Raw genomic sequence first — 24,624 nt, 5'->3', positions numbered from 1 at the left:
TCGCATGGCGCGCAGCACCACCCTGACCGAAGACGCCTACCGCCTGCTGCGCCGCGACATCCTGCGCGGCCATTGGAAGCCGCAAGAGCCTTTGCGCATGCACCAACTCTCGGATCGCTACGGCATGGGTCAATCGCCCTTGCGCGAAGCCCTCAGCCGCTTGCAAGCCGAGCGTCTGGTCGTCCTCATGCCCCTGCGCGGCTTCACCGTCGCACCGCTGACCCCGGTTGAGATGTGGGACGCGATCAACTTCCGCATCCTCTTGGAGGCCGAGGCCCTGCGCCTTTCAATCCGCGACGGCGATGACGCTTGGGAATCGGAGATCGTCGCCGCTTTGCACGCTTTGGTCTTGCAGGCCCGCCGACTGGAAGACAGCCCGAGTGAGGCCGATCAAGACGCCTTTGAAGCCCGCCACCACGCCTTTCACCATGCGCTGATTGCGGGCTGCAAATCACCTCGGATGTTGGAGCAATTCGACCGGCTTTACGCCGAATGCGAACGCTACCGCATCCCTAACATGGCCCAAGGCGCCAAACGCGACGTGCAGGCCGAGCATCGCGCGATCGCCGATGCCACCTTGGCGCGCGACTTTGCGAAGGCATCCGCGCTTTTGGCCCAGCACTACCGCGACACGGCCGTACGGGTTGAAGCAGGCTTTCTGAGAACCGCTTAACCCTCGGGGTTGAACCCCACTGCCCGGCGGTATCCGCGCTGGCCGTAAAGCAAAGCATGCGGCGTCTCAGCCAAGGTCACTTGGGCCACGCGGCCCACCATGATGTGATGCGACTCCCACAAAAGCGAGGTCGCCAAACGGCATTCAAAGGTCACCGTCGCGCCTTGAAGCAAGGGCTGTCCCAAGGCGCCCGGCTGCCAGTTCACCCGGTCAAACCTTGCGCCACGATCCTCCCCCCCGCGCCCGGCGAAAAGGTCAGACAAGGGCTGCTGATCCTCGGCCAGAAGGTTTGCAGTGAAGGCGCGGTTCTTCATGATCGCGGCCGCGGCGGGCGAGAGATGATGGATGCAGGCCAGAAGCGAGGGCTGATCGCCGTCCGCCGAGACCGAGGTCAGCGAGGAAATCGTCACCCCCGCACGCCCCCCCGGCCCATCGGTGGTCACGACCGCGACAAAAGTCGCGGCCCGGCTCATGCCTTCCACAAATGCGGTGCGCAGATCCATCAGCTCATCCCAGATCGAAGAAACGTTCCAGCTCCACATCCGGCACCCGGCGGCGGAACTCATCATATTGGCATTGGCGCGTGGCGGTGAAAGCCTCAACAAAGCGCGGCCCCAGCCAATCCTTGGCAAAGTCCGACCCGCGAAGCCGCTCAATCGCCTCGGGCATAGAACGGGCGAAGTCGCGGGTCGGTTCCTGCGCATAGCCCGAACCGATGACCTCATCATCCGGCTCAATCTTATTGAGGATCCCGGCAACCCCTGCGGCGATGGTGGCAGCCGCCGAAAGATAGGGATTGCAGTCCGCGCCCGGCAGCCGATTTTCAACCCGAAGCGATCCGGAATCGTGACCAACAAGGCGGAAACAGGTGGTTCGGTTCTCATAGCCCCACGTCAGGCCCGGCGGCGCAAAGGTGCCCGGCGCAAAGCGGCGATAGCTGTTCACCGTGGGTTGGAAGATCAAGGTCATATCGCCGATATAGGCCTGCAAACCACCAAGGAACCAGCGGAAGGTTTGGCTCACACCGTTCTTTTGGTCTCTATCCCAAAAGAGCGACGTCCCCGCCTTTTCCTTCATCGAGATATGCAGATGGATCGACTGGCTGTCGGCATTCTCATTCCAACGCGGCATGAAAGTGACCGAGCGGCCCTGCCGCAACGCCAAGGCGCGGATAAAATTCTTTAGCAAAACCAATTGGTCAGCAGGCTCAACCCCGGTGCCTGCGCCGATGCAAGCCTCCATAAAGCCTGCGCCAATCTCTTCATGCATCTTGGCAAGGTCGATCTTCAGCGGCTCACACATCGCTGACAGCGCCTCATACCATTCAGTCTGCACGACTTGATACAGGATCAGGTCATGGCTGGCATGCTGGGTCGCGGCCTTTAGATTGCGATAGCCCTTGGCCTTGGCCGTCTCGGGCGTCTCGTCGAACAGAGTATATTCCAACTCCATGCCGTATTTCGGCACTAATCCTGCGGAATCCGCCCTTGCGAGCACCTTCTTCAACAGCGAGCGCGGGCAGATCTCAGCCGAACTTCCGGTGTAATTCGACAGGACCAAAAGGTCATGGCCGGGCTTTGACCACGGCAATTGCCGCACCGAAGTTGGGTCCAGTTCCAGCGGATCATCGTGGAAATCGCCGCTGTCGTCATTCACGCCCGGAATGGTCAGCATCGCATCGGTCGGATCCAAAGCCAGCTGCGCCGGGGCCATGCCCATGCCGTTTTGCGCAATGCCCTTCAGGCTGGATTTCGACACCATCTGCCCGCGTAAAAGCCCGTTGGTATCGGCCATTGCCACCGTGGCAAAGCGGCTTGCTGGATCAGCAAGAAAGTCGTCAAGCGTCATGTCCCACCTGTTGAGGCTGCGCGCTTATAAGCGCGTTCAGTTTTTCGATGTCCGCCTTTGCGGCGGCTGAATAGGCCTTCAGGAACACCCGAAGGCCGTTGTGGATATAGCGCGCCAGCGCCGCCCGGTCGGGGGGCGAATCCGGCATGTATAGAGCCTGAGTCCGCGGAGCCGAGAGGATCAAACCCCACAGATCCTGCGCCGCCAATTCGGCCTCGTCGAACGCCAACTGGCCAGCCTCACGCCGCTCTTCCAGGTAGCGCATGATGCCGCGCAGAAGGTGATCCGGGCCCGATGCTTGATAGGCGCGACCGATCTCGGGAAAGCGCTGCACCTCGCCAATGATCAGCCTTGCGAGAGACAAAAGATCCGGCCGCATCACCGTATCGGCATAGTCCCAGGCGAAGGTATAAAGATCCTGCACCATGCCATCGGGCGAGGGATGCTCAAACACATCCAGCATCCGGTCGCGCTTGCCCAGCATCATGGCTTGAAAGAGCGATTCCTTGGACGGGAAGTAGGAGTAAAGCGTCGGCTTGGTGAGCCTCGCCTCCGCCGCCACCGCATCCATCGTGGTGCCGGAATAGCCCAGTGCCGCAAAGGTCACCAAAGCCGCATCCAGAATGCGCTTTTCACGATCCAGCCGGTTCTGTTGGCGGCGCGGCAGCTGGCTCATGGCAGCTTCCGCAAAAAGTCGGTCAGCACGCGGTTATAAGCTCCGGGCTGCTCAACATTGCAAAGATGCCCTGCGTCTTTAATCACTTCAAAGCGCACGTCGGCATGCAGCGCCGCATCCCATATCCGCCCCGCCACACCGCGAATCTCATCAGGTGGCGCCAGCCGATCATGCTCACCCGTCATCATAAGAACCGGCATGGTCAGTTTGGAGAAATCGAACTGCTCCAGCGGGTTGGTGAAGCAGACCAAAGCATCGCGATAGGTCTCGGCCGGGATTGCCGCCATCGAGTTATAAAGCTTCTGACGTATGGCCTCGCTGGCATTCGGCCCCGCCAGCACCTTCACCACCGCAGGCGCGAAATCCTTCGGCGTTTGGCCTGCGTTCAGCGGCACTTCACGGCTGATCCGGAACGCCTCACGCTCATCCGGGCCCGCTTCGGACATGCCCGTGCAGCCGCCTGAAAGCACCAATCCGTCCAAAAGCTGCGGGTGGCGCATCGCGAAAGAGGTGGCGATCCACGAGCCATAGGAGAGCCCGACCAGGACCAGTCGCTCGGCCCCTATGACCTGCATCACCCGCAGAATATCGTCGCAATAATCGTCCACCGTCGATTGCCGCGGCCCCAGAGTGCTTTCGCCATAACCCCGCAGATCCAGCGCGGCGGCGGGCATCACCGCGCTCGCCGCGTTCAGCTGTAAATCCCAGTTGTCACGATTGCCGCCAATGCCATGCAGGAAAAGGCACAGCCGCTTGCCCGGCCCGCCCGCCGTGGTCAGCCCAAGGCGCGGCAGATCATCGACCAACAGCGCCTTCGTCTCGGCCGTGGGGATCACCTCAAACCTGCTCATCTGCGGTCGCGCCGCGTTGGAAACAGTCTCTAACACCGCGATTCCGGCCTCAAACACCGCCTTCGTGCCTTCGCATATCTCCGCCAGCCGCGCCGCCGGGGCGCGCACTACGGCAGACCAAGACACCATCGCGCCGCCTTCACTGCCGTCCGTCACCGTAACCCGCGCATCATAGGCCTCGCAGCCCGCGATCCCCTCCAGATGGGTATAGCCCAGCACCCGGTCGGTATCGGAGAAATAGGTCAGCTGCTCGCGGTAAAGCGTCGCCTCACCCTTCACCGTAAAGGCCCGGATCAACGCCCCGCGCGGGTCCCGCTCAGCCGTGATGCTTTCCATCCACGGGTGCCAAAGCCCGCAGAAATCGCGCAACAGGGCCCAAACCTTTTCCGGCTCCGCCGCAACGCGCCCGGTGACTTGAACCCTGTCGCGTCCCATCAGCGCAGCCCCTTCACGGCCGAGCCTTCGCCGCGCCAGAGCGAGGTGCGCGCGCCATCGAGATCACCCGGCGCATCATCCAGCTCATCCATGTCGTAAAGTGCCAGCACGCCGATATAATCCTCCATGATTTCAGAGGTATAGGGCAACATCAGCGCCCCGCAGCGGCTGTCGCGATACATCCGCTCCAAGGGCAAAGAGCGCAGCATCGACTGCCCACCACAGGTGCGGATCGCCATCGCGGCAATCTCCTGCACGCCCTCCATCACGTTAAACTGCGCGGCATACATCCGCATCACCTCGCCCTTGGTCGGAAACCCCTTGGCCTCGCCAAAAGCCTGCCACCAGAGCGCCCGCATGCTCGCCAGACGCGCATACATCTTCGACACGGCGACGCGTTTGGTCGCAAACATGCGCCGGTCGATCGGAGGTTGCCCCGGGATACGGCCCTGCAAATAGGCGACGGTGAAATCGAACGCCCCCTGCGCCACGCCCATATAGGTCGGCGACAGCGTCGCCATCATATGCGGCCAGTTGGCCAGCGTTTTGCCAAAGATCCCGCGCGGCATCAGGAGATCGTCGCGGGTGACGAAAATATCCTGCAAAATCAAGTCACGGCTGTTGGTGCCGCGCATCCCCAAAGGATCCCAATCGCCCTTGATCGTCAGGCCGGGGGTGTCCTTATGCACCACGAAGAGCATCGTGTCCTCATGGCGCGGCTCTTGGCCCTCAAAGACTTCGGTGCAAACGATGGTGTAATAGTCGCAATAGCCCGCCAGCGAGGCGAACTTCTTGAAACCATTGATCTTCCAGCCACCCTCAACCGCGCGGCATTGGGTTTGGTTCGGCTTCGAGGTCCAGTTTTGCCCGCCTTCCGAGATCGGCTGCGAATAGATCGCCCGCTCGGCAATGGCGCGGCGGAACTGGCGTTCGCGCAGAGTGGCGAATTCGGCGCGCTCTTCCGGCGTCAGATTCGGCATCTCGAACATGAAGCGTGACCAAGCCATCGAGCTGTTATGCATGTTGAAGGTCAGCGCGGTTGCGCCGCAAAACTTGCCCAACTCGGCCCCGACCATAGCATATTCGCCCATGCTAAAGCCCATGCCGCCGAACTCTTCCGGGATGCAGAGCGTCAGAAACCCTTCATCCGCCAGATCGCGATAATTCTCGACCGGGAAGCTCGCCTCATCATCCACCGCCTTGGCGCGTTCGGCGAAACGGGGTCCCAGTTCATTCACCCGGCGCAGCACGGCTTGCACCTCAGGGCGGATGCGGCTCAGGTCATAATAGTCACTAATATCGCTCATTTTAGGTCTTTCTGCGAAAATCAGAGGGCCAGCTCGCCTTGCAGCACACCGTCTTTGACGACGATCTTGCCGTCCAAAGCGATGGTGCAATTGCGCATCGGCAGGTCAAAATGGCCAAGCGTGTAGCGGCCGGCATATTGGTTGGCGCCGGTGGACCACAGGAACGAGCCCGCTAGCGCGCGGAACTCCACCGCCTGCATGTCGCGCTTGTCATACATCGCCGCGCTGATCCAACGCGCGCCCGGATGCATGCCCCAGCCGACATGGCTCATCCCATAGGCGTTCTGATCGTTCCAAGCTTCCATATATTCGCGGAAATGCAGCGCATCGATGCCGTCACCTTTGATCGCGGTGACGAAGTCATTCTCGATGGTGAAATCAATCTGGCTGGTCAGATACGTCTTAAAGGTCAGGTTCATATCCCCAACCCCCATGACGATGCGCCCGTTGACCGCGTTCTTGCCGGGGAAGGCCAGACACAGCCCGCCCGGCCAATGTGCAACGGCCCCCGGATGCGTCGCAAAGCCCGCCGTCCCACCGCAAGGCGCGCCGCGCAGATCCACCGTCAGATCGGTCCCGAGGGCCGAGGTGACGCGCATCTCCGACGCCTCCCGCAGCATCTGAATACCGGCTTGCACAGCGGGCAGATGCTCGGCCTTCGGCTCGGTTCTTTCAAGAATTTCAGGGTGTTCGTTAGTGATGACCAAAAGCCGAGTGTTGCCCGCGTCTTCGATCTCCGGCCATTCGGGGGCGTGGATCAGCCCCTCGACCGTGCAATCAACGATCACTTCGCAGAGCTTCAGCGCCTCGATCACCGCGCGATTGCCTTGGATCGCCCAAGAGGTGCCGGTCGATTTCACCGGCACCGGCGCCGACAAGGGCGGCGTCGGCATCTGGATCATGCAGAACTCGGCCCCCAGATCATAGGCGGCAAGCTCCGACAGATGCACCAGAACCGGGCGCGATTGCGTCTCATGCAGGATCGCAATCCGCGTGCCTTTGCCAATCCCGTTCAGCGCGAAAACCCGGCGAAAGGCGGCCAGCCATTTGCCTTCGATGCGTTCTTGCAGCATCGCAATATCCCTGTTGATGATTCGCATTGGCGCGAATTTCTTAACTATCGAGTTAAGACTTCACCGCAGCAGCGCAGCTGTCAACAGAATTATCGATAATCCGTGCGGGGACCGCTCAGCCCTTGTTCAGCCCCGCCCAAGTCGGCCGCGCCAGCTCAAATGTGTCGCGGCTGCGAATATAGCCGCTGCCAAAAGACCGCGCGACAAGGTCCAGCGCGGGTGTGTCGACATGCGCGCGCTCGGCATCCAGCAAGAACCGATCCTCGATATGCACCGCCAGCACCCGGCCAATCACCACAACTTGGTTCGGCCCCGTGACCACGGTCGAAAGCGCGCGGCACTCATAAGCCACCGGGCTTTCAGCAATCCGAGGCGGCGCCACATGCACCGAAGGCAGCGTCGCAAGCCCGGCAAAGGCCAGCTCATCTACCCCTCGCGGCGCATCGGCCGAGGTCAGGTTCATTGCCTCCACCAGCCGCTCGGGCACCAGATTAACCACGAAAACGCCGGTATCGAGAATGTTTTGCGCGGTATCTTTGAAGCCGCGATCGGCTGCGCGCATCAGGCCCAAAGCGATCGTCGGAGGTGCCGAGCCCATGACGTTGAAGAAACTATACGGCGCAGCATTTACTTTGTTTTCAGCATCTTGCGTCACCACCCAAGCAATCGGGCGCGGCACAGTGGTGGCGGCCAACAGCTTATAGGCGATCGGCTCCGCCACTTGATCAAGATCGTAACGCATGGCGGACCTCCGGCGCTGTCTTTAGCGGCATTTGCCAAGACCCCAGCAAAAACCGCAAGCTATTTTCGATAATCCCACATATTATCGCGCAAGCCATCGGTCGCTTGCACCAAAGCCTCGCTGATCCCCGGCTCTGACAAGGCATGCCCCGCCATCCCCACCAGACGAAGCTGGCACTTGGCCCAGCCTGCCGCCAGCTTCCAAGCCGAGAGCGGCGGGCAGACCATATCATAGCGGCCTTGCACCACCGTGGCCCCGATATGCTCGATCCGGGCACGGTTCTGCAAAATCCAGCCATCCGTCTCTAGAAAGCCTGAATTCACGAAATAATGGTTCTCAAGCCGGGCAAAAGCGCGGGCGTAATCCGTCGGCCCTTCGCCATAAAACCCCTCGGATTGGATCGAGGCCAATGCGTTTTCCCATTGCGCCCAAGCCCTGCCAAACCGACCCTCTTCCGCGTAATTGCCGCTGAAGAGCCGCTCGTGATAGGCGGCGATCAGATCGCCGCGCTCGCCCTCGGGGATCAGCGAGATGAACCGCTGCCACAGATCGGGGAAGAACTGCCCCGCCCCGCCGCCATAGAACCAATCCAGCTCGGCTTGCGTCATCAAAAACACGCCGCGCAGCACCAGATGCCGCACGCGCTCGGGGTGCGTGAGCGCATAGACCAGCGCCAAAGTTGCGCCCCAGCTGCCGCCGAAAGCCACAAAGCTTTCAATGCCCAAATCCGCGCGGATCCGCTCAACATCTGCCACCAGATGCCAAGTGGTGTTGTTTTCCACGCTGGCATAGGGCCGCGACCGCCCGCAACCGCGTTGATCAAACAGCACAATCCGGTAATGCGCGGGGTCAAAATACCGCCGCATCGCGGGCGAGCAGCCGCCCCCCGGCCCGCCATGGAACACCACCACGGGCACGCCTTCGGGGTTGCCGCATTGCTCAACATAGATCAAATGACCATCGCCCATATCGATCACGCGCTGATCGAAGGGCTCGATCGGCGGGTAAAGATACTCGACTGCGCGCTTTTGGCCTGATCTGTGGTCCATCAAGACCCTATATACCCAAGGCAAGGCGCGAGTCGAAGCGCAAAGGGAACCGGATATGGAAACGACCGTCGATAGCGCAGAAGTGGCGAAGTTTGAGGCGATGGCCGCCGAATGGTGGGATCCCAATGGCAAATTCCGCCCGTTGCATCAGATGAACCCCTGCCGGCTTGACTATATCACCCGTCAAATCGCTGCCGAGTTTGGCCGGGATCTGAAAACTGACAAACCCTTTGCAGGCCTGCGGATTCTCGACATCGGCTGCGGCGGCGGCCTCCTCTCCGAGCCTATGGCCCGCCTTGGTGCCGAGGTTGTCGGTGCCGATGCCGCCCCGCGCAACATCCCCGTGGCCCGCATCCATGCCGAGCAATCGGGGCTGACAATCGACTATCGCCACACCACCGCCGAAGACCTCGCCGCCGCCGGTGAGCGTTTCGATGTCGTGCTCAACATGGAAGTGGTCGAGCATGTCGCCGATCCTTTGGTCTATCTGACCGCCTGCCATGACCTTCTCAAAACCGGCGGGTTGATGCTTTGCTCCACCCTCAACCGCAACGCCAAAAGCTTCGCCATGGCGATTGTCGGCGCCGAATGGGTGATGTGCTGGCTGCCGAAAGGCACGCATGATTGGAACAAGTTCATCACCCCGGATGAGCTTTACGACCTGATCCGCCGCGCTGGCCTTGATCCCGTGGACCGCAAGGGCATGATTTTCAACCCAATCAGCTGGCGGTGGAGCCTTTCGGACCGCGATCTCTCGGTCAACTATGTCACCGCCAGCCTGCGCCGCGACTAAGCCCTGCATCCCCTGCGCCACACCCTTTGGGGAATCGCGTTGACACCACCCACGCACCCGCCATTCTGCCGCAATGGTAAAAGCGTGGCGTAGTTTTGTTCGGTTTCTCGGCGCGATATGGCTGCGCGTGGGCGATGGCCATTTCGGCCTGATCGCTGCTGGCGTGGCCTTCTACGCCATGTTTGCGGTCTTCCCCGGCCTTGCCGCCGTGGTCGCGATCTGGAGCCTGATGGCCGATCGCCAAGTCATCACCGGTTATCTCGAAGTGGCCGAGCGCTTCCTGCCGCCCGAGGCTGGCGCACTGATCCATGATCAGGTGATGGGCCTTTTGAACGCGCCCGCCACCACGCTGGGCTGGGCGACTTTCGTCTCATTGATGCTGGCGCTTTACTCGGCGCGCAACGGGGTGGCGGCGCTGGTGCAAGGCTTGGACGTGGTGCATCGCGCCACGCCGCGCTCTTGGGTGAAGGGCTGGCTGGTCGATCTTGGGCTGACGCTGCTGCTGATCGGCGCTTTGATCATCGCGCTCGCCACCGTGGTCATCGTGCCAGTGCTTTTCGACTACGTTAGCCTAGGCAAATACGAATCAAGCTTTCTGCGCATCCTGCCTTGGATTGCGATGTTCGTCTTGGTCCTCAGCTGCCTGTCGATCCTTTACCACTACGGCCCCAATGTCGCGCCAGACGCGCGCGCAGGCTGGATCTCCTACGGGGTGATCTTTGCCGCCCTTGCTTGGGCGGGCGTGTCGCTGGGCTTCTCGACCTATCTGTCGAACTTCAACAGCTACAACCGGATTTACGGGTCGATCGGTGCCGTGATCATCCTGATGACTTGGCTCTACCTTTCGGTCTGGGCCATCTTGGTCGGCGGCGCGATCAATGCCGAGCTGGACGACCGCTCGCGCCTGTTCCGCAGCATGGGGCGGGCGCGGCGCAACTAGACCGCCCCCGCCGAAACCGTCTCAAACATAGCGGTTCCAAAGGTTTTCCAACCGCTCTTGCCGGCCCGAGCGTGGCTGCGGCTCCAAACCTTCCGCCGTGACCCGCGCCGCCGCCGCTTCCAGCCCGCCGCTCAGCATGGCCTTGGCCGCAGGCGTCTGCCAACCGGCATAGCGCTCGGCCCGCGCCGCTTCCAGCTCGCCACTTTCCAGCAAAGCCGCCGCCGACTTCAGCGCCCGCGCGCAGGTGTCCATCGCCCCGGCATGCGCCAGCACCAAATCGCCTGCATCCAAGGATTGCCGCCGCAGCTTGGCGTCAAAATTGGTGCCCCCAGTGGTATAGCCGCCCGCCCGCAGGATCTCATAAAAGGCCAAAGCCATCTCGGCATGATTGTTCGGGAACTGATCCGTATCCCAACCCGATTGATAATCGTTGCGGTTCATATCGATCGAACCAAAGATCCCCAAGGCCGAGGCCGTTGCGATCTCATGCTCAAAGCTGTGGCCCGCCAGTATGGCATGGCCCTGCTCGATGTTCACCTTCACCTCACCCTCCAGACCAAAGTCCTTCAGGAAGCCGTAAACTGTGGCCACATCGTAATCATATTGATGTTTGGTCGGCTCTTGCGGCTTCGGCTCGATCAAAATCGCGCCTTTGAAGCCGATCTTGTGCTTATACTCGACCACTTGCTGCAAGAACCGCCCGGCATGGGCGCGCTCGGCCCTAAGGTCGGTGTTGAGCAAAGTCTCATAGCCCTCGCGCCCGCCCCAAAGCACATAATTCGCCCCACCAAGCCGTTGCGTGGCATCCATATTCGCCTTCACCGAAGCCGCCGCATAGGCATAGACATCCGGGTCCGGATTGGTCGCCGCCCCTGCCATCCAGCGCCGATGGCTGAACATATTGGCGGTGCCCCAAAGCAGCTTCACGCCGCTCGCTTCCTGCTTTTGCCCCAGATAATCGGTGATTTCCTCAAGGTTCCGCAGGCTTTCCGCAAAAGTCGCGCCCTCAGGGCGCACATCCGCGTCATGGAAGCAGTAGAACGGCGCGCCGAGGATCGTGAAAAGCTCAAAAGCCGCATCTGCCTTTGCGCGGGCCAAGGCCATCGTCTCGCCAAACCAGGGCCGCTCGAAGGTTTGCCCCCCGAACGGATCGCCCCCCGGCCAAGCGAAACTATGCCAATAGGCCACGGCAAAGCGCAGATGCTCGGCCATCGTCTTCCCCAGCACAGGCTCTTCCGGATTGTAATACCGAAAGGCAAATTCACTGCGGCTCTCAGGCCCCTCGTAGCGAATTTGCTCAATGCCGTGGAAGAAGCTGGTCATGCTAGAGATCCTTTAGCTGCATTTGTGCCGCGCGGAAGCGGGCATGCCCCGCATCCATCGCATCCTTCAGGCTGCGGTCAGGTTCGACCACACGTTCAATCTGCGGCAGGGTCGCGATCTCCGCCCCCGCCCCGGTGGCCGCCATCAGCGCCAAACGCGCCGCGCCAAAGGCCCCGCCGAAATCACCGGCAACAGGCAGTTGCACCGGCACATCCAGCGCCGTCGCAATCAGCCGCAGCCAATAATCCGAGCGCGTGCCGCCGCCGACCGCCAGCAATTGCTGGAGTTGCGTGCCTGTCGCCGCCAAAGCATCGCGGCTGTCGCGAATGGCAAAGGTCACGCCCTCCAGCACCGCCCGCGTCGCCGCCGCTCGGTCGGTGGCATGTTCAAGCCCGGTGAACGCCCCCCGGACCGAGGCCGAATTCAGCGGCGTCCGCTCCCCGCCTAAGTAAGGCAGGAACACCGTCTTACCCGGCGCTTGCAAAGGCCCAAGCTCGCCGGTCAGCACCGCCGCTTCCGCCCCCACCAACCGCGCATACCAATTCAGCGCGTCGGTGGCGGCCAAGATCACCCCCATCTGGTGCCAAGTGTTGGGCAAAGCGTGGCAGAACGTATGCACCGCCGTCGCCGGATCCGGCTGATAGCCGTCATTGGCCGCAAAGAGCACGCCCGAGGTGCCAAGCGAGACAAAGGCCTCGCCCGCGCGCACCACGCCAACCCCGACACCCGAGGCCGCATTATCGCCGCCGCCACCGGCCACAACCACGCCTTTGGGCAGGCCCCAGCGATCCGCCAAAACGTCTCTAACATGGCCCGAAACTGCCGACCCTTCGACCAAGCTCGGCATATGGCTGCGGTCCAAACCCGTAGCCGCCAACAGATCATCCGACCAATCGCGCTTTGCGGTATCGAACCACGCCGTCCCCGCCGCATCCGACATATCCGAGACATGCTCGCCGGTCAGCCAAAGTCGCAGATAGTCCTTCGGCAGCAGAACCTTCGCCACCCGCGCGCGGATGTCAGGCTCATGCTTGGCCACCCAAGCCAGTTTCGGCGCGGTGAAGCCCGGAAAAACGATATTGCCCGAGATCGCTCGGAACGCCGGATCGCCGTCCATCGCGGCAGCCTCGGCATGGGCGCGGCTGTCATTCCACAAGATGCAAGGCCGCAGCACCTGATCGCTGTCATCCAACAGGACCGAGCCATGCATCTGCCCCGAAAGGCCAATGCCGCGCAGCTCGCCCAGACCCGCCGCCGCCAGCCGGTCCATCACCGCCTCGGCCGCACCAATCCAATCGGCCGGCGCCTGTTCGCTGAACCCCTCCGCCGGGCGGCTGACGGTCAAAGGCGCTGTCGCCTCGGCCACCACCCGCTGCTCTGCGTCGATCAGCACCCCCTTCAAGCCCGAGGTGCCAAGGTCCAATCCGATATACATATCAATACGCCTGCGCTGGTTTCTTGCCCATGATGATCATGCCCAAGATGTCGTCATCTGTAACATCCCCGACATTCACCGTGCCGACCTTTTGGCCGTTCTTCATCACAACGGCACGGTCGCACAGGTTCATAACCGCGTGTATGTCATGTTCAATGAGGAAGATGCCCAAGCCTTGGCGCTTCAGCTCTTGGATCAGCTCCGCCACCATTTGGGTCTCTTGCGGGCCCAGCGCCGCGGTCGGCTCATCCATGATGAGGATCTTGGCGTCGAAATAGACCGCGCGGGCAATCGCCACTGATTGCCTTTGCCCGCCTGACAGGGCCGAGACCGGCTCTTTGAACTTGGCGAAATTCGGGTTCAAACGCGCCATGATCTTGCGCGTCTCAGCCTCCATCGCGGCATCATCGACCATGCCGAAACCGCTCACCAGCTCACGCCCAAGGAAAAGGTTTGAGGCTGCGTCGAGGTTATCCGCCAGCGCCAAAGTCTGATAGATCGTCTCGATATTCAGCGCCCGCGCATCGCGCGGATTGCGGATCTCGGCCCGCGCGCCATTCACATAGATCTCGCCCGCATCGGCCTGATAAGCGCCCGAGAGGCATTTGATCAGCGTCGATTTTCCGGCGCCATTATGGCCCAAAAGGCCCACAACCTCGCCCGGGTAAAGGTCGATCGACACGCGATCCACCGCCTTCACCCCGCCAAAAGCGATCGAGATTTCCCGCATCTCGACCAGCGGCACCCCTTGAGGCTTCATCAACGGATCCCCCTGCGCTTGCGATATTGAATGTCGATCCAAACGGCCATCACCAGCACCAGCCCGACGACGATGTTCTGCAAGGGGCTATCCACGCCCACCATCGCCATGCCCGAGGCAAGCGCCTGCATGATCAGCGCCCCCAAAAGCGCGCCGTGAATGGTGCCGATGCCACCCGCCAGCGCCGTGCCGCCAATCACCGCCGCCGCAATCACCCGCAACTCGTCCAAGGTGCCGATGTCATTGGTGTGGTTCTGCAACCGCGCCTGCGCGATGATCGCCGATAGCCCACAAAGGAACCCCATCAGCGCGAAAACCTTCACCGTCAGCGCCCGCGTATTGATCCCCGACAGCTCTGCCGCATCCGGATTGCCGCCGGTGGCAAAGATATAGCGGCCAAAGCGGGTGCGTTTGGCCACCACCGTCATCGCAATCGCCACCACCACCAAGATCAGCACCGAGATCGGCAGGCCAAAGCCGATCGAATAGCCCTCGGGCATCACCTCGCCCTTGGCCTCAAACATCCGCTTCAGTCGCGGCGCGGGGATTTGATAGGCGTTCAAAACCGCAACCAGCCCCAGCACCAAAGCACAAGCAAGGCCCGCCAAAACCCCTTCAGCCCAAAGCGGTTTTACCGCAAAACCGTGTCTAACCTTGCCCTTTCGGCCCTGCATCATCGCCAAAACGATCAGCGCGCAGGCCACCAGCCCAACCACCCAGCTTAAGCTCGGCCCCAAAGTCCCCTCGGCCCCACCAAAGAGGATGAACGTGGCATCCAGCGGCCCTTGGGTCTGACCATCGGTCATATACCAGCCAAGATTGCGCCAAATCAGCAGTCCTCCCAGCGTCACGATAAAGGAAGGGATCCGCTGATACCCCACCAGCCAGCCGGTGAAGGCCCCCAAGCCCGCCCCGGTCGCCAGCCCCGCCATCATCGCCACAGGCGCAATCGCCGGATGCGCAATGCCAAGCCCCAGCACTTTCGGCAGGATGGTGACCTGCAACACCCCCATCACCGCCGAGCACAAGGCCAAGATCGCCCCCACCGACAGATCGATGTGCCGGGTGACGATCACGAAAACCATCCCCGTCGCCATGATCGCGACCGAGACCGATTGAATGGTGATGTTGAACACATTCTGCGGGATCAAAAACCGCCCATTCGCCAGCCACGCAAAGGAGTTCCAGCTGAACGCATTCATCGCCCGAATGCCGGTCCAAAGCTGAAAGGCCAGACAGATCACGACAAAGGCCGCCACCATTCCCAAAAGCCGGGAATCTATCTCTAACGTCTCAAGAAAACTGCGCCGGGCCAAAGCCTTCGGCGGCGGGCTGGCCTCATTCATATCTCACCTGCAGTCACGGGGAAAAACGGGGGCCAGCGCAAGGTGGCCCCCCGCAAGATCAGCTCAGTTGCAAGGCGCAGGCCCTGCGCTCACGCCTTGGCAAAGCTCATCCTTGGTGATCCAACCGGCATCCACCACGACCGAGAGATTGTCCTTGGTGATCGCCACCGGAGCGAGGAAGACCGAGTTCATCTCATTGCCACCCGGCGTGGTGAATTTCGCCGCATTCGCAATGGCATCCGGCGCGGTGCCGCCTGCTAAAGCCAAAGCGATCTCGGCCGCATTGCGCCCCAATTCGCGCGCATCCTTCCAGACCGAAACCGTCTGCGTGCCCAAAGCGATCCGGTTCAACGCCGCCTTATCGCCGTCTTGGCCCGAGACCGGAATCCCTTGCAGCCCCACCGCCGTCAGCGCCGCAACCGCGCCCCCCGCCGTGCCGTCATTCGAGGCCACAACCGCATCCACCGCATTGGCATTCTCGGTCAGGATCTGCTCGACGTTCTTTTGCGCATTGGCCGGCAGCCAAGCATCGGTATAGGCCTCACCGACGATCTTCACATCGCCCGCATCAATCGCCGCTTGCAGCACCTCTTGCTGACCGGCGCGCAGGAAATCGGCGTTGGGATCGGTGGGCGAGCCCTTTATCATCACATAATTGCCCTTCGGCGCCGCGGCAAAGACCGCCGCCGCTTGCAACCGGCCAACCTCGACATTGTCGAAGGTCAGGTAAAAGGCGCGCGGATCCTCGATCAGCCGGTCATAGGCCACCACCGGAATGCCCGCATCCGCCGCCGCTTGGATCGCCGGCACCACCGCCGCCGTATCTTGGCCCAGAATGATCAGCGCATCGACGCCCTGCGCCATCAGCGCCTCGATGTCCGAGAGCTGCTTGGCCGAAGAGGATTGCGCATCGGCCGAGACATAGGCAGCCCCCGCCGCATCCAGCGCCGCTTTGATGGCGCCCTCATCGGTTTTCCAGCGTTCTTCTTGAAAGTTCGACCAGCTCACACCCACCGTCAGCCCCTCGGCCAGCGCCGCAGATGAGAAGCCAGCCACCGCGATCACCGCGGCGAGAATGCCCTTGTTCATGTCTTCCTCCCTCTGGTCAGCCCCCTCCGGGCCGGTTCAGCTTTTGCGCGGAACGAGGAAAACCTGCGCAGCATTAATTCAGTTGTCAAAATAAAAATGATCGGCGATTCTGCGCATGAGGGGTAATTGAAGCGTTTCAGGGGTATATTTGATGGCACGCCTGCAAGCTAACGCGCGGATATGCCGATTATTTCTTTGAGGATCGAATAAATGGCGCCGCGGCGACAAAAAGATATCGGGAAAGCGCCACGGCAGGGCGTTGGCCCACTGATCCCGCCCTTGTCCGAGGCCCAGCGCTCGCTGCGCCAGCAGGTTTTTGACCGAATCCGCGCTGCGGGGCTGATTCCCCGCGTGCAATTGGCCAAAGAACTTGCGGTTTCCCCCGCCTCGGTCACCACAATCACGCAAGAGCTAATCGAGACCGGGCTGATCGAAGAAATCTCCGCCCCGCGTGAGGGTGAGGCCGGGCGCGGTCGCCCCGCCGTGGCCTTGGGCGTGCGGGCCGAAGCGCATCTTGTCGCCGGGATGAAGCTTTCGGATCGCGAGCATACCTGCGTCATCGTCGATTTCGCCGGCAACCTTCTGGCCGATGGTGTGATCCCGCGCCGCCCCGGCCCGGTGCCGCTGGAAGACCTTCTCCAAGCCATCGAGCATCTCTTGGATGACACCTGCGCCAAGGCCGGCAAAAGCCGTCAGGACCTTGCCGCTGTTGGTATCGGCGTGCCGGGATTTGTTGATGTGGCAGAAGGGGTTGCGCTCTGGTCCTCGGTTCTAACCGAACGACAGGTGCCGCTTGCCGCCGCCACATCCGCGCGGCTCGGTCTGCCAGTGATCATCGACAATGACGCCAATCTGGTGGCCTTGGCCGAGCTCTGGTTCGGCGCCGGGCGCGGGCTTTCCGACTTTGCCGTGGTCACCATCGAGCACGGCGTCGGCATGGGGTTCGTGATGAACCACCGCATCTATCGCGGCGCCCAGCGCCTTGGCATGGAGTTGGGCCACACCAAAGTGCAGCTCGACGGCGCGCTTTGCCGCTGCGGTCAGCGCGGCTGTCTTGAGGCCTATGTCGCCGACTACGCGCTTGCGCGCGAGGCGGTGACGGCGCTCAACTGGGGCCACCGCGACGGCGCGCCGATCCATGTGCTTTTGGAAAGCCTTTACGACCACGCCAAGGCAGGCAATGCCACCGCGCGCAGCATCTTCCGCCGCGCCGGGCGCTATTTGGCGGTCGGTCTGGCCAATGTGGTGAACCTTTTCGACCCCGCGCTCATCATCCTTTCGGGAGAGCGGATGCGCTACGACTACCTCTATGCCGCCGAGACGTTGGACGAGATGGAAGCGCTGGCGATCGAGACCGGCCGCCCTCGCCCGCCGATCGAGATCCACGCTTGGGGCGATCTACTCTGGGCGCATGGCGCGGCGGCTTTGGCTTTGTCGGATGTGACCGAGCGGCTCTTGTCTGGCGTTTCGGCGGGGGCCAGCCCCCGCACCCCCGGAGTATTTTAGTCAAGATGAAAGGGATTAAGAGCCGACGGATTCGTCTCTCAGCAGGCTCAAAAGGCCGGTTTTGTAGTCGGGGTAGCGAAGCGTGACGCCGAGTTCCTTCCTGATCCGATCGTTTCGGACGCGGCGGGATTCGAGGTAGAAGCTGCGCGCCAGGGGCGGCAGGTTCGCCTCTTCAAAGGGGATCGCGGGTGGGATCGGCAGGCTCAACAGCCGCGCGGCTTCGGCGATCACATCTTCGGCCGGGGCGGGCTCATTGTCGCAGACATTATAGGCCGCACCGGGATTGGGCTTAGCAATCGAGGCACGCAGGACTTGCGCGATGTCTTCGACATGGATGCGGCTGAAGACTTGGCCTTCCTTAATGATCCGCAGCGCCGTGCCATTGCGGACTTTCGCAAAGGGGCCGCGTCCGGGGCCATAAATTCCGGCCAGCCGGAAGATATGCACCGGCAGGCCGGTCGCCCGCCATTGCTCCTCGGCCCGCACCCGATGATCGCCGCGCCCGCCCGAGGCGTTGAGCGGTGTTGTCTCATCAACCCAGCCGCCCTGTTGGTCGCCATAAACCGCTGTGGTGGAGAGATAACCCACCCAATCCGCCTTTGCCTTAGCGATCTGCGGGGCGGCGTTGAGAAAGGGATCCCCCTCCGGGCCGGGGCCGGCAGAGACCAAGATATGCGTCGCCTCGGCCAAAGCTGCCGCAAGATCGCCGGGCCACAGGAGCGGCTCCACTCCTTCCGCCCGCAAGCTTTCGGCCTTTTCCGCCGAGCGTGTTGTACCGATGACCCGCCAGCCTTCCGCCAGCAATTGGCGCGCCAGAACCGAGGCCGAATAGCCATGACCGAGAGAGAGTAAAATCATGCCCGACCCTAGCGCGAAGCCTCTGCCCAGTTCAAGCAAGCCGCGCTGTCATGCAGGCTTCACTTGCGCCGCACCGGCTCTCTGGCCTTAATGGCAAACCATTGTCGCCTTTCCCTTTGCCACTTGGCATCCTTGTTACGGATCATCACATGCAGGACGACGCCCGCGCCTATATCCTTCCCGAAAGCCCCGGCCCGACTCGGTTCGACGATGCCGAGGCCGCAGTGAACCGGCTGGAGGAGCTATATGGAAGGGCGACCGCGCATCTGTCGCATTACTTCAACCGCACCCTGACCGAGGGTCGCCCGAAGGCCCGCGTCCGCGCCTTTTACCCCGAGATCCGGCTGACGGTCTCGACCTTTAGCCGCGCCGATACGCGGCTGTCCTTTGGCCATGTCTCAGGGCCCGGCACCTATGCTACCACCGTCACCCGCCCCGATCTGTTCCGGCAATATCTGATCCAGCAGATCGGCCTGTTGATGGCGCATCACAATGTGCCGGTGGAGATTGGCCCTTCGACCACGCCGATCCCAGTGCATTTCGCCGTTGCGGGCAATCCCGGCGTTTCGGTGCCGCAAGAGGGCGTGCTCGACTTCTCCTTGCGCGATGTCTTCGACGTGCCGGATCTGGCGACCACCAATGATGATATCGTCAATGGCACCATGACCGCTTATGCCGATGGTGCGATGCCTTTGGCCCCCTTCACCGCCCAGCGCGTCGATTACTCATTGGCGCGGCTGGCGCATTACACCGCGACCGACCCGTCGCATTTCCAAAACCACGTGCTCTTCACCAATTATCAGTTCTATGTCGATGAGTTCGAAGGCTTTGCCCGCGCCGCTTTGGCCGATCCTGCCAGCGGCTATACCGCCTTCGTGGCGACCGGGAACCAGATCATCTCGACCTCGGACGGGGTGCTGCAACCGGTGGCCAAGCTGCCGCAAATGCCGACCTATCACCTCAAACGCGCCGACGGGCAGGGCATCACTTTGGTCAACATCGGTGTTGGCCCGTCGAACGCCAAGACCGCCACCGACCATATCGCCGTGCTGCGCCCGCATGCTTGGATGATGGTTGGCCATTGCGCAGGCCTGCGCAACAGCCAGCAGCTGGGCGATTTCGTTCTGGCCCATGCCTATCTGCGCGAAGACCATGTGCTGGATGATGACCTGCCGGTCTGGGTGCCAATCCCCGCTTTGGCCGAGATCCAGATCGCCCTTGAAGATGCTGTGGAAGAGATCACCCAGCTTGAAGGGTTTGAACTGAAACGCATTATGCGCACCGGCACTGTCGCCACCATCGACAACCGCAATTGGGAGCTGCGCGACCAATCCGGCCCGGTGCTGCGGCTCTCGCAATCCCGCGCCATCGCTCTGGACATGGAATCCGCCACCATTGCCGCCAATGGGTTCCGCTTCCGGGTGCCCTACGGCACGCTTCTTTGCGTCTCGGACAAGCCCTTGCATGGCGAGTTGAAGCTGCCCGGCATGGCCTCGGACTTCTACAAAACCCAAGTCGCGCGACACCTGCAAATCGGCATTCGCGCGATGGAGCTTTTGCGCAAGATGCCGCTGGAACGCATCCACAGCCGAAAACTTCGCAGTTTTGACGAAACTGCCTTCCTCTGACGTGCGGGAAACCCGCTGAATATTGGCAAAGTCGCTGTTCTTGGACTTGATTTCGGCGGTGAAAACCTGTGTTTGGACCGTGGCCCGCGTTCGTGGGGCGGCTCTCGCAAGACGAGCCGAAGAATCCAGTAGACCTGATAAGGGATAAAAACATGTCCAAGCCGATGACCAAGACCCAACTCGTAGCCGCCGTGGCCGAGGCAATGGGCAGCGACAAGAAGACCGCGACCGCCGCGCTGGACGCGATTGCCGCTGTGGTCTCGAAGGAAGTTGGCGATGGCGGCACCGTGACCCTGCCGGGTCTGGGCAAAGTCTCGTGCCGCGCACGCCCCGAGCGTCAAGTTCGCAACCCGGCCACCGGTGAGACCATGACCAAAGCCGCGGACAAAACCGTGAAATTCTCGATCGCCAAGGCTCTGAAGGACCTGGTGAACGGCTGATCCCAGCACGGGTTCACTGACTTTTGGGGCTGTCCACAGGGCAGCCCCTTTTTTATGCCAAGTTATTGAAAAGGCCAAAGACATGTCCGCGCGCAGCATCCTGATGGGAATGGTATTCGTGGCGCTTTGGTCTTCGGCCTTTGCCACAGCGCGGGTGATCGTCGCCCATGCGCCGCCCTTAAGTTCATTGGCGATCCGCTTTGCCATTTCGGGCCTCTTGGCGGTACTTTTGGCGCGGGCATTGGGGCAAAGCTTCCGGCTGACACGGCAACAGGGCCTTTCCGTCGTGGTCTTTGGCCTGTGCCAAAACACCCTCTACCTCGGGCTCAATTTCATCGCTCTGCAATGGATCGAGGCCTCGCTCGCCGTGATCATCGCCGCTTCGATGCCGCTCTTGGTCGCGGCCTTGGGCTGGGCCTTTGGTGGTCAGAAAATCACCTTTCAAACCGCGCTTGGCCTGACCGCAGGTTTCCTTGGCGTCGCACTTATCATGGGCAGCCGCGTGACCGAGGGCGCCGATCCCATCGGCATCCTGCTGTGCGTTATCGCCGCCGTGGCTTTGGCCGTGGCCACGCTCACGATGGGCAGCGCCTCATCGGGGGGCAATCTTCTGATGATCGTGGGTTTGCAAATGCTGGCCGGTTCCGCTGCGCTGGCCGTCGTCGCTGCCGCGATCGAGCCTTGGCATTTCGACCCTAACCCCGCGTTTTTCGCCGCTTTCCTGTGGCAAGTGCTGGCCCCCGGCCTTGCTGCTACGCTTTTGTGGTTCAAGCTTGTCAGCGATATTGGCACCGTCAGGGCCGCCGCGTTCCACTTTCTCAACCCCGCCTTTGGCGTCCTCGTCGCCATCGTCCTTCTGGGCGAGTCCGTGCATTGGACCGATCTGATCGGCATTGCCATCACAATGGTGGGCATTCTTCTGGTGCAGCGCGCAAGGATTGCAGCCAGTCGCTAAGGGCCGCTGCGGCCCATCGCAGGAATAGTTAAGAAATTAAGCAAAAACTGATCCAGATCAGATACCGGCCCAAAAAACCGAAATATCAAGTGCAGATTATCCCCAACGAAGGGACCACCATGCGCCTGACCATTCGCACCAATCTCGCCGTCCGCGTTCTGATGCATTGCGCTGTCAACTCAGGCCGCTTGGTCCGCTCGGCGGACATTGCCGAAAGCTGCAACGCCTCGGGCAACCACCTTGCCCAAGTCATTCACCGGCTCCAGCTTTGCGGATATGTCGACACCCAGCGTGGTCGCCAAGGTGGGCTGACGCTCAGCCGCCCCGCCTCCGAGATCTCAATGGGCGAGCTGTTCCGCAAATTTGAGGCCAGCGTTCCCTTTACCGAATGCTTTGACCCCAGCAGCAACAGCTGCCCCTTGGCCCATGCTTGCCGGATGCGCCGCTTTCTCGCCCGCGCGACCGAGGCGTTCTACCGTGAGTTGGATGAGGTAACGCTGGAAGATCTGGTGGATGGCAACTCTGAGCTGCACGACCTTCTGACACTCGCCCCAAGAGAGCCGATGCTCGAAGGTTGCGCCGCCCAGTTCAATTAAGTCGCATTGCACCCGCCGTCTATCCGGGGCAATCCTGTGGTCATGATGCGGTCTCGCCTCTTGCAACCCCTGCGGCTGATGCTGCTTGCGCTGGTGACTCTGGCCCTTTTGGCCACCGGCTTTGCGCATCGCGCGCCCTCGCAGGATGAGGCGGCACTAGAGACGCTTTGGGTGATGGCCGGCGGCAGCGATGCCGGTCTGTGCGGCGCAAGTTGGGATCCCAGCAAACCGCATATGAAATGCCCCGCCTGCCAGCTGACCGGCAGCGTGGATGTGCCGCCCTGCATGGGCGCAGTGCAAAAGGCCGAGCTGCGCCTTTTGGCCGAGCTGACCCTGCCACCCTCGGGCGCCCCCCGTCCTGCGGTTTTGGACAAAGGCCACGGATCACGCGGGCCCCCTTGGGCCTAAGCGTTGACGAGCCAAGATTTACGGCCCGCCTTGGCGTTCACAGCCAATGACCCGGGCCGTTCCCAAACCGCTTAAGACAGGAATCCCCCAATGAAATTGGTCCTCCCCCTCCTCGCCGCCATGCTGTTCTCGACCGCCGCCACGGCGCATAGCACCAATCACGGCACGCTTGAGATCATCCACCCGAACATCCCGCAGCCCGCCGCCACCGCCAAAACCGCCGGCGGCTATATGGCGATTTCCAACGAAGGCGACACGCCCGACCGGCTCATCGGCGTCGAGACCGAGATCGCCGCCCGCGCCGAGGTTCACCTGACCGAGGTCAACGCCGAAGGCATCGCCTCGATGCGCCATGTCGAAGCGCTTGAGATCCCGGCCGGTGACACCACCTTGCTTGAACAAGGCGGCGCGCATGTGATGCTGATGGGGCTCAACACCCAACTGACCGAAGGCGATATGGTCAAAGCCACGCTGATCTTTGAACAAGCTGGCCGGATCGAGATTGAATTCATGATCGACCCGCCCGGCGGCGTGGATCATTCGAAAATGGATCACTCCGGCGCGGCAGAAGAGGCCGCCGCCGAAGGTCATTCACACCACTAAAACCTTAGCGGGCAGAGCCAATCTGCCCGCGCATTCCGCCGGTCTGGGCGCGGTCCAAGAGAAGATGGTCCAGCAAGACGCAAGCCATCATCGCCTCGCCCACCGGCACCGCCCGAATACCCACGCAAGGATCGTGGCGGCCCTTGGTCACCACCTCGACCGCCTCGCCCGCGGTGTTCACCGAAGCCCGCGGCGTCAGGATCGAGCTGGTCGGCTTCACCGCAAAACGGCACACCACCGGCTGCCCGCTGGAAATCCCGCCCAAGATGCCGCCCGCATGGTTCGAGCCAAACTCCAACCCGTTCGGCCCCAAAGACATCTCATCGGCATTCTCAACGCCGGTCAAAGCCGCCGCCGCCATACCCGCGCCAATCTCAACGCCTTTCACCGCGTTGATCGACATCATCGCCGCCGCGAGATCCGCGTCCAGCTTGCCATATAGCGGCGCGCCCAGACCTGCGGGCACCCCCGTCGCCTCAACCTCGATCACCGCACCGACCGAGTTATGGTCCATCCGCAAGGCATCGAGATACTCAGCCCATTCCTCGGCCATCACCGGATCGGGGCACCAAAACGGGTTCTCAGCGATCGCGCTGGCCTCAAACCGCGCCCGGTCGATCGGCTTCACGCCCATCTGCACCATATAGCCGTTGATCTTCAGATCAGGCACCAATGCCGCCAGAACCGCGCGTGCAACGCCACCCGCCGCAACCCGCGCCGCCGTCTCCCGCGCCGAGGATCGCCCACCGCCGCGATGATCGCGCACGCCATATTTCAGGTGATAGGTCACATCGGCATGGCCCGGCCGGAACTGCTGGGCAATCTGGCCGTAATCCTTCGACCGCTGATCGGTGTTCTCAATCATCAGCTGGATCGAGGTGCCGGTCGTCACCCCCTCAAACACGCCCGAAAGGATCTTCACCTCATCCGGCTCTTTGCGTTGGGTGGTGAATTTCGACGTGCCGGGTTTGCGCTTGTCGAGCCAAGGCTGGATATCCGCCTCGCTCAGCCGCACCCCCGGAGGGCAGCCGTCCACAGTGCATCCCAGCGCTGGCCCGTGGCTTTCACCCCAGGTCGTTACGCGAAAGAGATGGCCAAAGGTGTTCAGGCTCATGTCAGCACTCCCGATCTGGCCCTGCGCCCCGATTTCCCCCTGCGCATAGCCGCCGCCGCCCCCCCGTTTCAAGCCCTATTGCCGCACCCCCCTTGAACTATTGACGTCCCCCCCCTTGAACTCGGTCCGAATAGTCCCCAAATGGCACCTGCGGACCGGGCCCCTCTGACGACGCG

At 61.9% G+C, this 24,624-nt stretch carries 25 protein-coding genes; 10 read left to right on the top strand and 15 right to left on the bottom strand.

Translation table 11 applies throughout. The annotated features are described in order from the left end of the window. The first annotated feature begins 4 nt into the window (after nucleotides 1-4). Nucleotides 5-673 (top strand): FCD domain-containing protein, encoded by a 669-nt coding sequence (locus Q9295_RS02660; RefSeq protein WP_306678955.1) that lies wholly within the window; start codon nucleotides 5-7, stop codon nucleotides 671-673. On the opposite strand, the gene Q9295_RS02655 is transcribed toward Q9295_RS02660, so the two are convergent. The 8 genes from Q9295_RS02655 to pip all read right to left on the bottom strand — a co-directional run bounded on the left by Q9295_RS02655 (nucleotide 670) and on the right by pip (nucleotide 8,654). Then, entirely contained in the window at nucleotides 670-1,215 is a 546-nt protein-coding gene (locus Q9295_RS02655) for a flavin reductase family protein (protein ID WP_306678954.1), read from the bottom strand. The genes Q9295_RS02660 and Q9295_RS02655 overlap by 4 nt on opposite strands. Beyond that, complete coding sequence (locus tag Q9295_RS02650; protein WP_306678953.1) at nucleotides 1,181-2,521, bottom strand: glutamine synthetase family protein; 1,341 nt, start codon at nucleotides 2,519-2,521, stop codon at nucleotides 1,181-1,183. Before Q9295_RS02650 ends, Q9295_RS02655 begins: the two co-directional genes overlap by 35 nt. Next, nucleotides 2,511-3,197, bottom strand: a complete 687-nt coding sequence (locus tag Q9295_RS02645) for a TetR/AcrR family transcriptional regulator (protein WP_306678952.1) — start codon at nucleotides 3,195-3,197, stop codon at nucleotides 2,511-2,513. Before Q9295_RS02645 ends, Q9295_RS02650 begins: the two co-directional genes overlap by 11 nt. Then, entirely contained in the window at nucleotides 3,194-4,483 is a 1,290-nt protein-coding gene (locus Q9295_RS02640; RefSeq protein ID WP_306678951.1) for an alpha/beta fold hydrolase, read from the bottom strand. Before Q9295_RS02640 ends, Q9295_RS02645 begins: the two co-directional genes overlap by 4 nt. Further along, the gene (locus Q9295_RS02635) at nucleotides 4,483-5,790 is read right to left on the bottom strand and encodes an acyl-CoA dehydrogenase family protein (RefSeq protein ID WP_306678950.1); all 1,308 of its coding nucleotides are present in this window, start codon (nucleotides 5,788-5,790) and stop codon (nucleotides 4,483-4,485) included. The genes Q9295_RS02640 and Q9295_RS02635 overlap by 1 nt, the downstream gene beginning before the upstream one ends. Nucleotides 5,791-5,810: 20 nt before the next feature. Further along, nucleotides 5,811-6,863 carry a 2,5-dihydroxypyridine 5,6-dioxygenase NicX family protein gene (locus Q9295_RS02630; protein WP_306678949.1) on the bottom strand — a complete coding sequence of 351 codons (1,053 nt, stop codon included), beginning with the start codon at nucleotides 6,861-6,863 and terminating at the stop codon, nucleotides 5,811-5,813. Between the two features lie 115 nt (nucleotides 6,864-6,978). Next, nucleotides 6,979-7,605: a flavin reductase family protein gene (locus tag Q9295_RS02625; protein WP_306678948.1), complete on the bottom strand. Its 627-nt coding sequence runs from the start codon at nucleotides 7,603-7,605 to the stop codon at nucleotides 6,979-6,981. A 59-nt stretch (nucleotides 7,606-7,664) separates the two neighbouring features. Next, nucleotides 7,665-8,654 (bottom strand): prolyl aminopeptidase, encoded by a 990-nt coding sequence (pip, locus tag Q9295_RS02620; protein WP_306678947.1) that lies wholly within the window; start codon nucleotides 8,652-8,654, stop codon nucleotides 7,665-7,667. Nucleotides 8,655-8,709: 55 nt separating this feature from the next. On the opposite strand from pip, the gene ubiG reads away from it, so the two are divergent. After that, nucleotides 8,710-9,447, top strand: a complete 738-nt coding sequence (gene ubiG / locus Q9295_RS02615; protein WP_306678946.1) for a bifunctional 2-polyprenyl-6-hydroxyphenol methylase/3-demethylubiquinol 3-O-methyltransferase UbiG — start codon at nucleotides 8,710-8,712, stop codon at nucleotides 9,445-9,447. A 73-nt stretch (nucleotides 9,448-9,520) separates the two neighbouring features. Next, a complete protein-coding gene (locus tag Q9295_RS02610; RefSeq protein ID WP_306678945.1) occupies nucleotides 9,521-10,387 on the top strand; it encodes a YihY/virulence factor BrkB family protein in 867 nt (288 codons plus the stop codon). A 21-nt stretch (nucleotides 10,388-10,408) separates the two neighbouring features. Here the strand turns inward: Q9295_RS02610 and xylA are convergent, their stop codons facing one another. The 5 genes from xylA to xylF all read right to left on the bottom strand — a co-directional run bounded on the left by xylA (nucleotide 10,409) and on the right by xylF (nucleotide 16,340). Beyond that, nucleotides 10,409-11,710, bottom strand: coding sequence for a xylose isomerase (gene xylA, locus Q9295_RS02605; RefSeq protein ID WP_306678944.1), 1,302 nt, complete (start codon nucleotides 11,708-11,710; stop codon nucleotides 10,409-10,411). Nucleotide 11,711: 1 nt separating this feature from the next. After that, the gene (gene xylB, locus Q9295_RS02600) at nucleotides 11,712-13,145 is read right to left on the bottom strand and encodes a xylulokinase (RefSeq protein WP_306678943.1); all 1,434 of its coding nucleotides are present in this window, start codon (nucleotides 13,143-13,145) and stop codon (nucleotides 11,712-11,714) included. Between the two features lies 1 nt (nucleotide 13,146). After that, nucleotides 13,147-13,905, bottom strand: coding sequence for an ATP-binding cassette domain-containing protein (locus tag Q9295_RS02595; RefSeq protein ID WP_306678942.1), 759 nt, complete (start codon nucleotides 13,903-13,905; stop codon nucleotides 13,147-13,149). Next, nucleotides 13,905-15,251 carry a sugar ABC transporter permease gene (locus Q9295_RS02590; RefSeq protein WP_306678941.1) on the bottom strand — a complete coding sequence of 449 codons (1,347 nt, stop codon included), beginning with the start codon at nucleotides 15,249-15,251 and terminating at the stop codon, nucleotides 13,905-13,907. Before Q9295_RS02590 ends, Q9295_RS02595 begins: the two co-directional genes overlap by 1 nt. Nucleotides 15,252-15,314: 63 nt before the next feature. Next, nucleotides 15,315-16,340, bottom strand: a complete 1,026-nt coding sequence (gene xylF / locus Q9295_RS02585) for a D-xylose ABC transporter substrate-binding protein (protein WP_306678940.1) — start codon at nucleotides 16,338-16,340, stop codon at nucleotides 15,315-15,317. A gap of 210 nt (nucleotides 16,341-16,550) precedes the next feature. Here xylF and Q9295_RS02580 point away from each other — a divergent pair, with 210 nt between their 5' ends. Next, complete coding sequence (locus Q9295_RS02580) at nucleotides 16,551-17,846, top strand: ROK family transcriptional regulator (RefSeq protein WP_306678939.1); 1,296 nt, start codon at nucleotides 16,551-16,553, stop codon at nucleotides 17,844-17,846. 15 nt (nucleotides 17,847-17,861) lie between these two features. Here the strand turns inward: Q9295_RS02580 and Q9295_RS02575 are convergent, their stop codons facing one another. Beyond that, nucleotides 17,862-18,704 (bottom strand): SDR family oxidoreductase, encoded by an 843-nt coding sequence (locus Q9295_RS02575; protein WP_306678938.1) that lies wholly within the window; start codon nucleotides 18,702-18,704, stop codon nucleotides 17,862-17,864. A 149-nt stretch (nucleotides 18,705-18,853) separates the two neighbouring features. Between Q9295_RS02575 and Q9295_RS02570 the strand changes: the two genes are divergently transcribed. From Q9295_RS02570 to Q9295_RS02545, 6 genes are all read left to right on the top strand, one after another. After that, entirely contained in the window at nucleotides 18,854-20,332 is a 1,479-nt protein-coding gene (locus tag Q9295_RS02570; RefSeq protein ID WP_306678937.1) for an AMP nucleosidase, read from the top strand. A 152-nt stretch (nucleotides 20,333-20,484) separates the two neighbouring features. Next, entirely contained in the window at nucleotides 20,485-20,772 is a 288-nt protein-coding gene (locus tag Q9295_RS02565; protein ID WP_306678936.1) for an HU family DNA-binding protein, read from the top strand. Between the two features lie 82 nt (nucleotides 20,773-20,854). Continuing rightward, entirely contained in the window at nucleotides 20,855-21,727 is an 873-nt protein-coding gene (locus Q9295_RS02560) for a DMT family transporter (RefSeq protein ID WP_306678935.1), read from the top strand. A 119-nt stretch (nucleotides 21,728-21,846) separates the two neighbouring features. Continuing rightward, nucleotides 21,847-22,323: an RrF2 family transcriptional regulator gene (locus tag Q9295_RS02555; RefSeq protein ID WP_306678934.1), complete on the top strand. Its 477-nt coding sequence runs from the start codon at nucleotides 21,847-21,849 to the stop codon at nucleotides 22,321-22,323. A 42-nt stretch (nucleotides 22,324-22,365) separates the two neighbouring features. Then, nucleotides 22,366-22,731, top strand: coding sequence for a hypothetical protein (locus tag Q9295_RS02550; RefSeq protein WP_306678933.1), 366 nt, complete (start codon nucleotides 22,366-22,368; stop codon nucleotides 22,729-22,731). Between the two features lie 90 nt (nucleotides 22,732-22,821). Then, a complete protein-coding gene (locus tag Q9295_RS02545; RefSeq protein ID WP_306678932.1) occupies nucleotides 22,822-23,334 on the top strand; it encodes a copper chaperone PCu(A)C in 513 nt (170 codons plus the stop codon). A 4-nt stretch (nucleotides 23,335-23,338) separates the two neighbouring features. Here Q9295_RS02545 and aroC read toward each other — a convergent pair whose 3' ends face one another. After that, a complete protein-coding gene (aroC, locus tag Q9295_RS02540) occupies nucleotides 23,339-24,448 on the bottom strand; it encodes a chorismate synthase (protein WP_306678931.1) in 1,110 nt (369 codons plus the stop codon). Nucleotides 24,449-24,624: the final 176 nt, after the last annotated feature.

It is taken from the genome of Pseudogemmobacter lacusdianii (assembly GCF_030848395.1).
Lineage (GTDB): Bacteria > Pseudomonadota > Alphaproteobacteria > Rhodobacterales > Rhodobacteraceae > Pseudogemmobacter > Pseudogemmobacter lacusdianii.
This window is presented reverse-complemented; position numbering and strand designations above follow the sequence as displayed.

Bases quoted from the DNA above. Each gene is read 5' to 3' on its own strand.
- aroC (WP_306678931.1), bottom strand. From the start codon at position 24,448: ATGAGCCTGAACACCTTTGGCCATCTCTTTCGCGTAACGACCTGGGGT.
- pip (WP_306678947.1), bottom strand. From the start codon at position 8,654: ATGGACCACAGATCAGGCCAAAAGCGCGCAGTCGAGTATCTTTACCCG.
- xylF (WP_306678940.1), bottom strand. From the start codon at position 16,340: ATGAACAAGGGCATTCTCGCCGCGGTGATCGCGGTGGCTGGCTTCTCA.
- Q9295_RS02635 (WP_306678950.1), bottom strand. From the start codon at position 5,790: ATGAGCGATATTAGTGACTATTATGACCTGAGCCGCATCCGCCCTGAG.
- xylB (WP_306678943.1), bottom strand. From the start codon at position 13,145: ATGTATATCGGATTGGACCTTGGCACCTCGGGCTTGAAGGGGGTGCTG.
- Q9295_RS02630 (WP_306678949.1), bottom strand. From the start codon at position 6,863: ATGCTGCAAGAACGCATCGAAGGCAAATGGCTGGCCGCCTTTCGCCGG.
- Q9295_RS02545 (WP_306678932.1), top strand. From the start codon at position 22,822: ATGAAATTGGTCCTCCCCCTCCTCGCCGCCATGCTGTTCTCGACCGCC.
- Q9295_RS02650 (WP_306678953.1), bottom strand. From the start codon at position 2,521: ATGACGCTTGACGACTTTCTTGCTGATCCAGCAAGCCGCTTTGCCACG.
- Q9295_RS02655 (WP_306678954.1), bottom strand. From the start codon at position 1,215: ATGTGGAGCTGGAACGTTTCTTCGATCTGGGATGAGCTGATGGATCTG.
- ubiG (WP_306678946.1), top strand. From the start codon at position 8,710: ATGGAAACGACCGTCGATAGCGCAGAAGTGGCGAAGTTTGAGGCGATG.
- Q9295_RS02640 (WP_306678951.1), bottom strand. From the start codon at position 4,483: ATGGGACGCGACAGGGTTCAAGTCACCGGGCGCGTTGCGGCGGAGCCG.
- Q9295_RS02550 (WP_306678933.1), top strand. From the start codon at position 22,366: ATGATGCGGTCTCGCCTCTTGCAACCCCTGCGGCTGATGCTGCTTGCG.
- Q9295_RS02590 (WP_306678941.1), bottom strand. From the start codon at position 15,251: ATGAATGAGGCCAGCCCGCCGCCGAAGGCTTTGGCCCGGCGCAGTTTT.
- Q9295_RS02565 (WP_306678936.1), top strand. From the start codon at position 20,485: ATGTCCAAGCCGATGACCAAGACCCAACTCGTAGCCGCCGTGGCCGAG.
- Q9295_RS02555 (WP_306678934.1), top strand. From the start codon at position 21,847: ATGCGCCTGACCATTCGCACCAATCTCGCCGTCCGCGTTCTGATGCAT.
- Q9295_RS02610 (WP_306678945.1), top strand. From the start codon at position 9,521: ATGGTAAAAGCGTGGCGTAGTTTTGTTCGGTTTCTCGGCGCGATATGG.
- Q9295_RS02595 (WP_306678942.1), bottom strand. From the start codon at position 13,905: ATGAAGCCTCAAGGGGTGCCGCTGGTCGAGATGCGGGAAATCTCGATC.
- Q9295_RS02570 (WP_306678937.1), top strand. From the start codon at position 18,854: ATGCAGGACGACGCCCGCGCCTATATCCTTCCCGAAAGCCCCGGCCCG.
- Q9295_RS02625 (WP_306678948.1), bottom strand. From the start codon at position 7,605: ATGCGTTACGATCTTGATCAAGTGGCGGAGCCGATCGCCTATAAGCTG.
- Q9295_RS02580 (WP_306678939.1), top strand. From the start codon at position 16,551: ATGGCGCCGCGGCGACAAAAAGATATCGGGAAAGCGCCACGGCAGGGC.
- xylA (WP_306678944.1), bottom strand. From the start codon at position 11,710: ATGACCAGCTTCTTCCACGGCATTGAGCAAATTCGCTACGAGGGGCCT.
- Q9295_RS02660 (WP_306678955.1), top strand. From the start codon at position 5: ATGGCGCGCAGCACCACCCTGACCGAAGACGCCTACCGCCTGCTGCGC.
- Q9295_RS02645 (WP_306678952.1), bottom strand. From the start codon at position 3,197: ATGAGCCAGCTGCCGCGCCGCCAACAGAACCGGCTGGATCGTGAAAAG.
- Q9295_RS02560 (WP_306678935.1), top strand. From the start codon at position 20,855: ATGTCCGCGCGCAGCATCCTGATGGGAATGGTATTCGTGGCGCTTTGG.
- Q9295_RS02575 (WP_306678938.1), bottom strand. From the start codon at position 18,704: ATGATTTTACTCTCTCTCGGTCATGGCTATTCGGCCTCGGTTCTGGCG.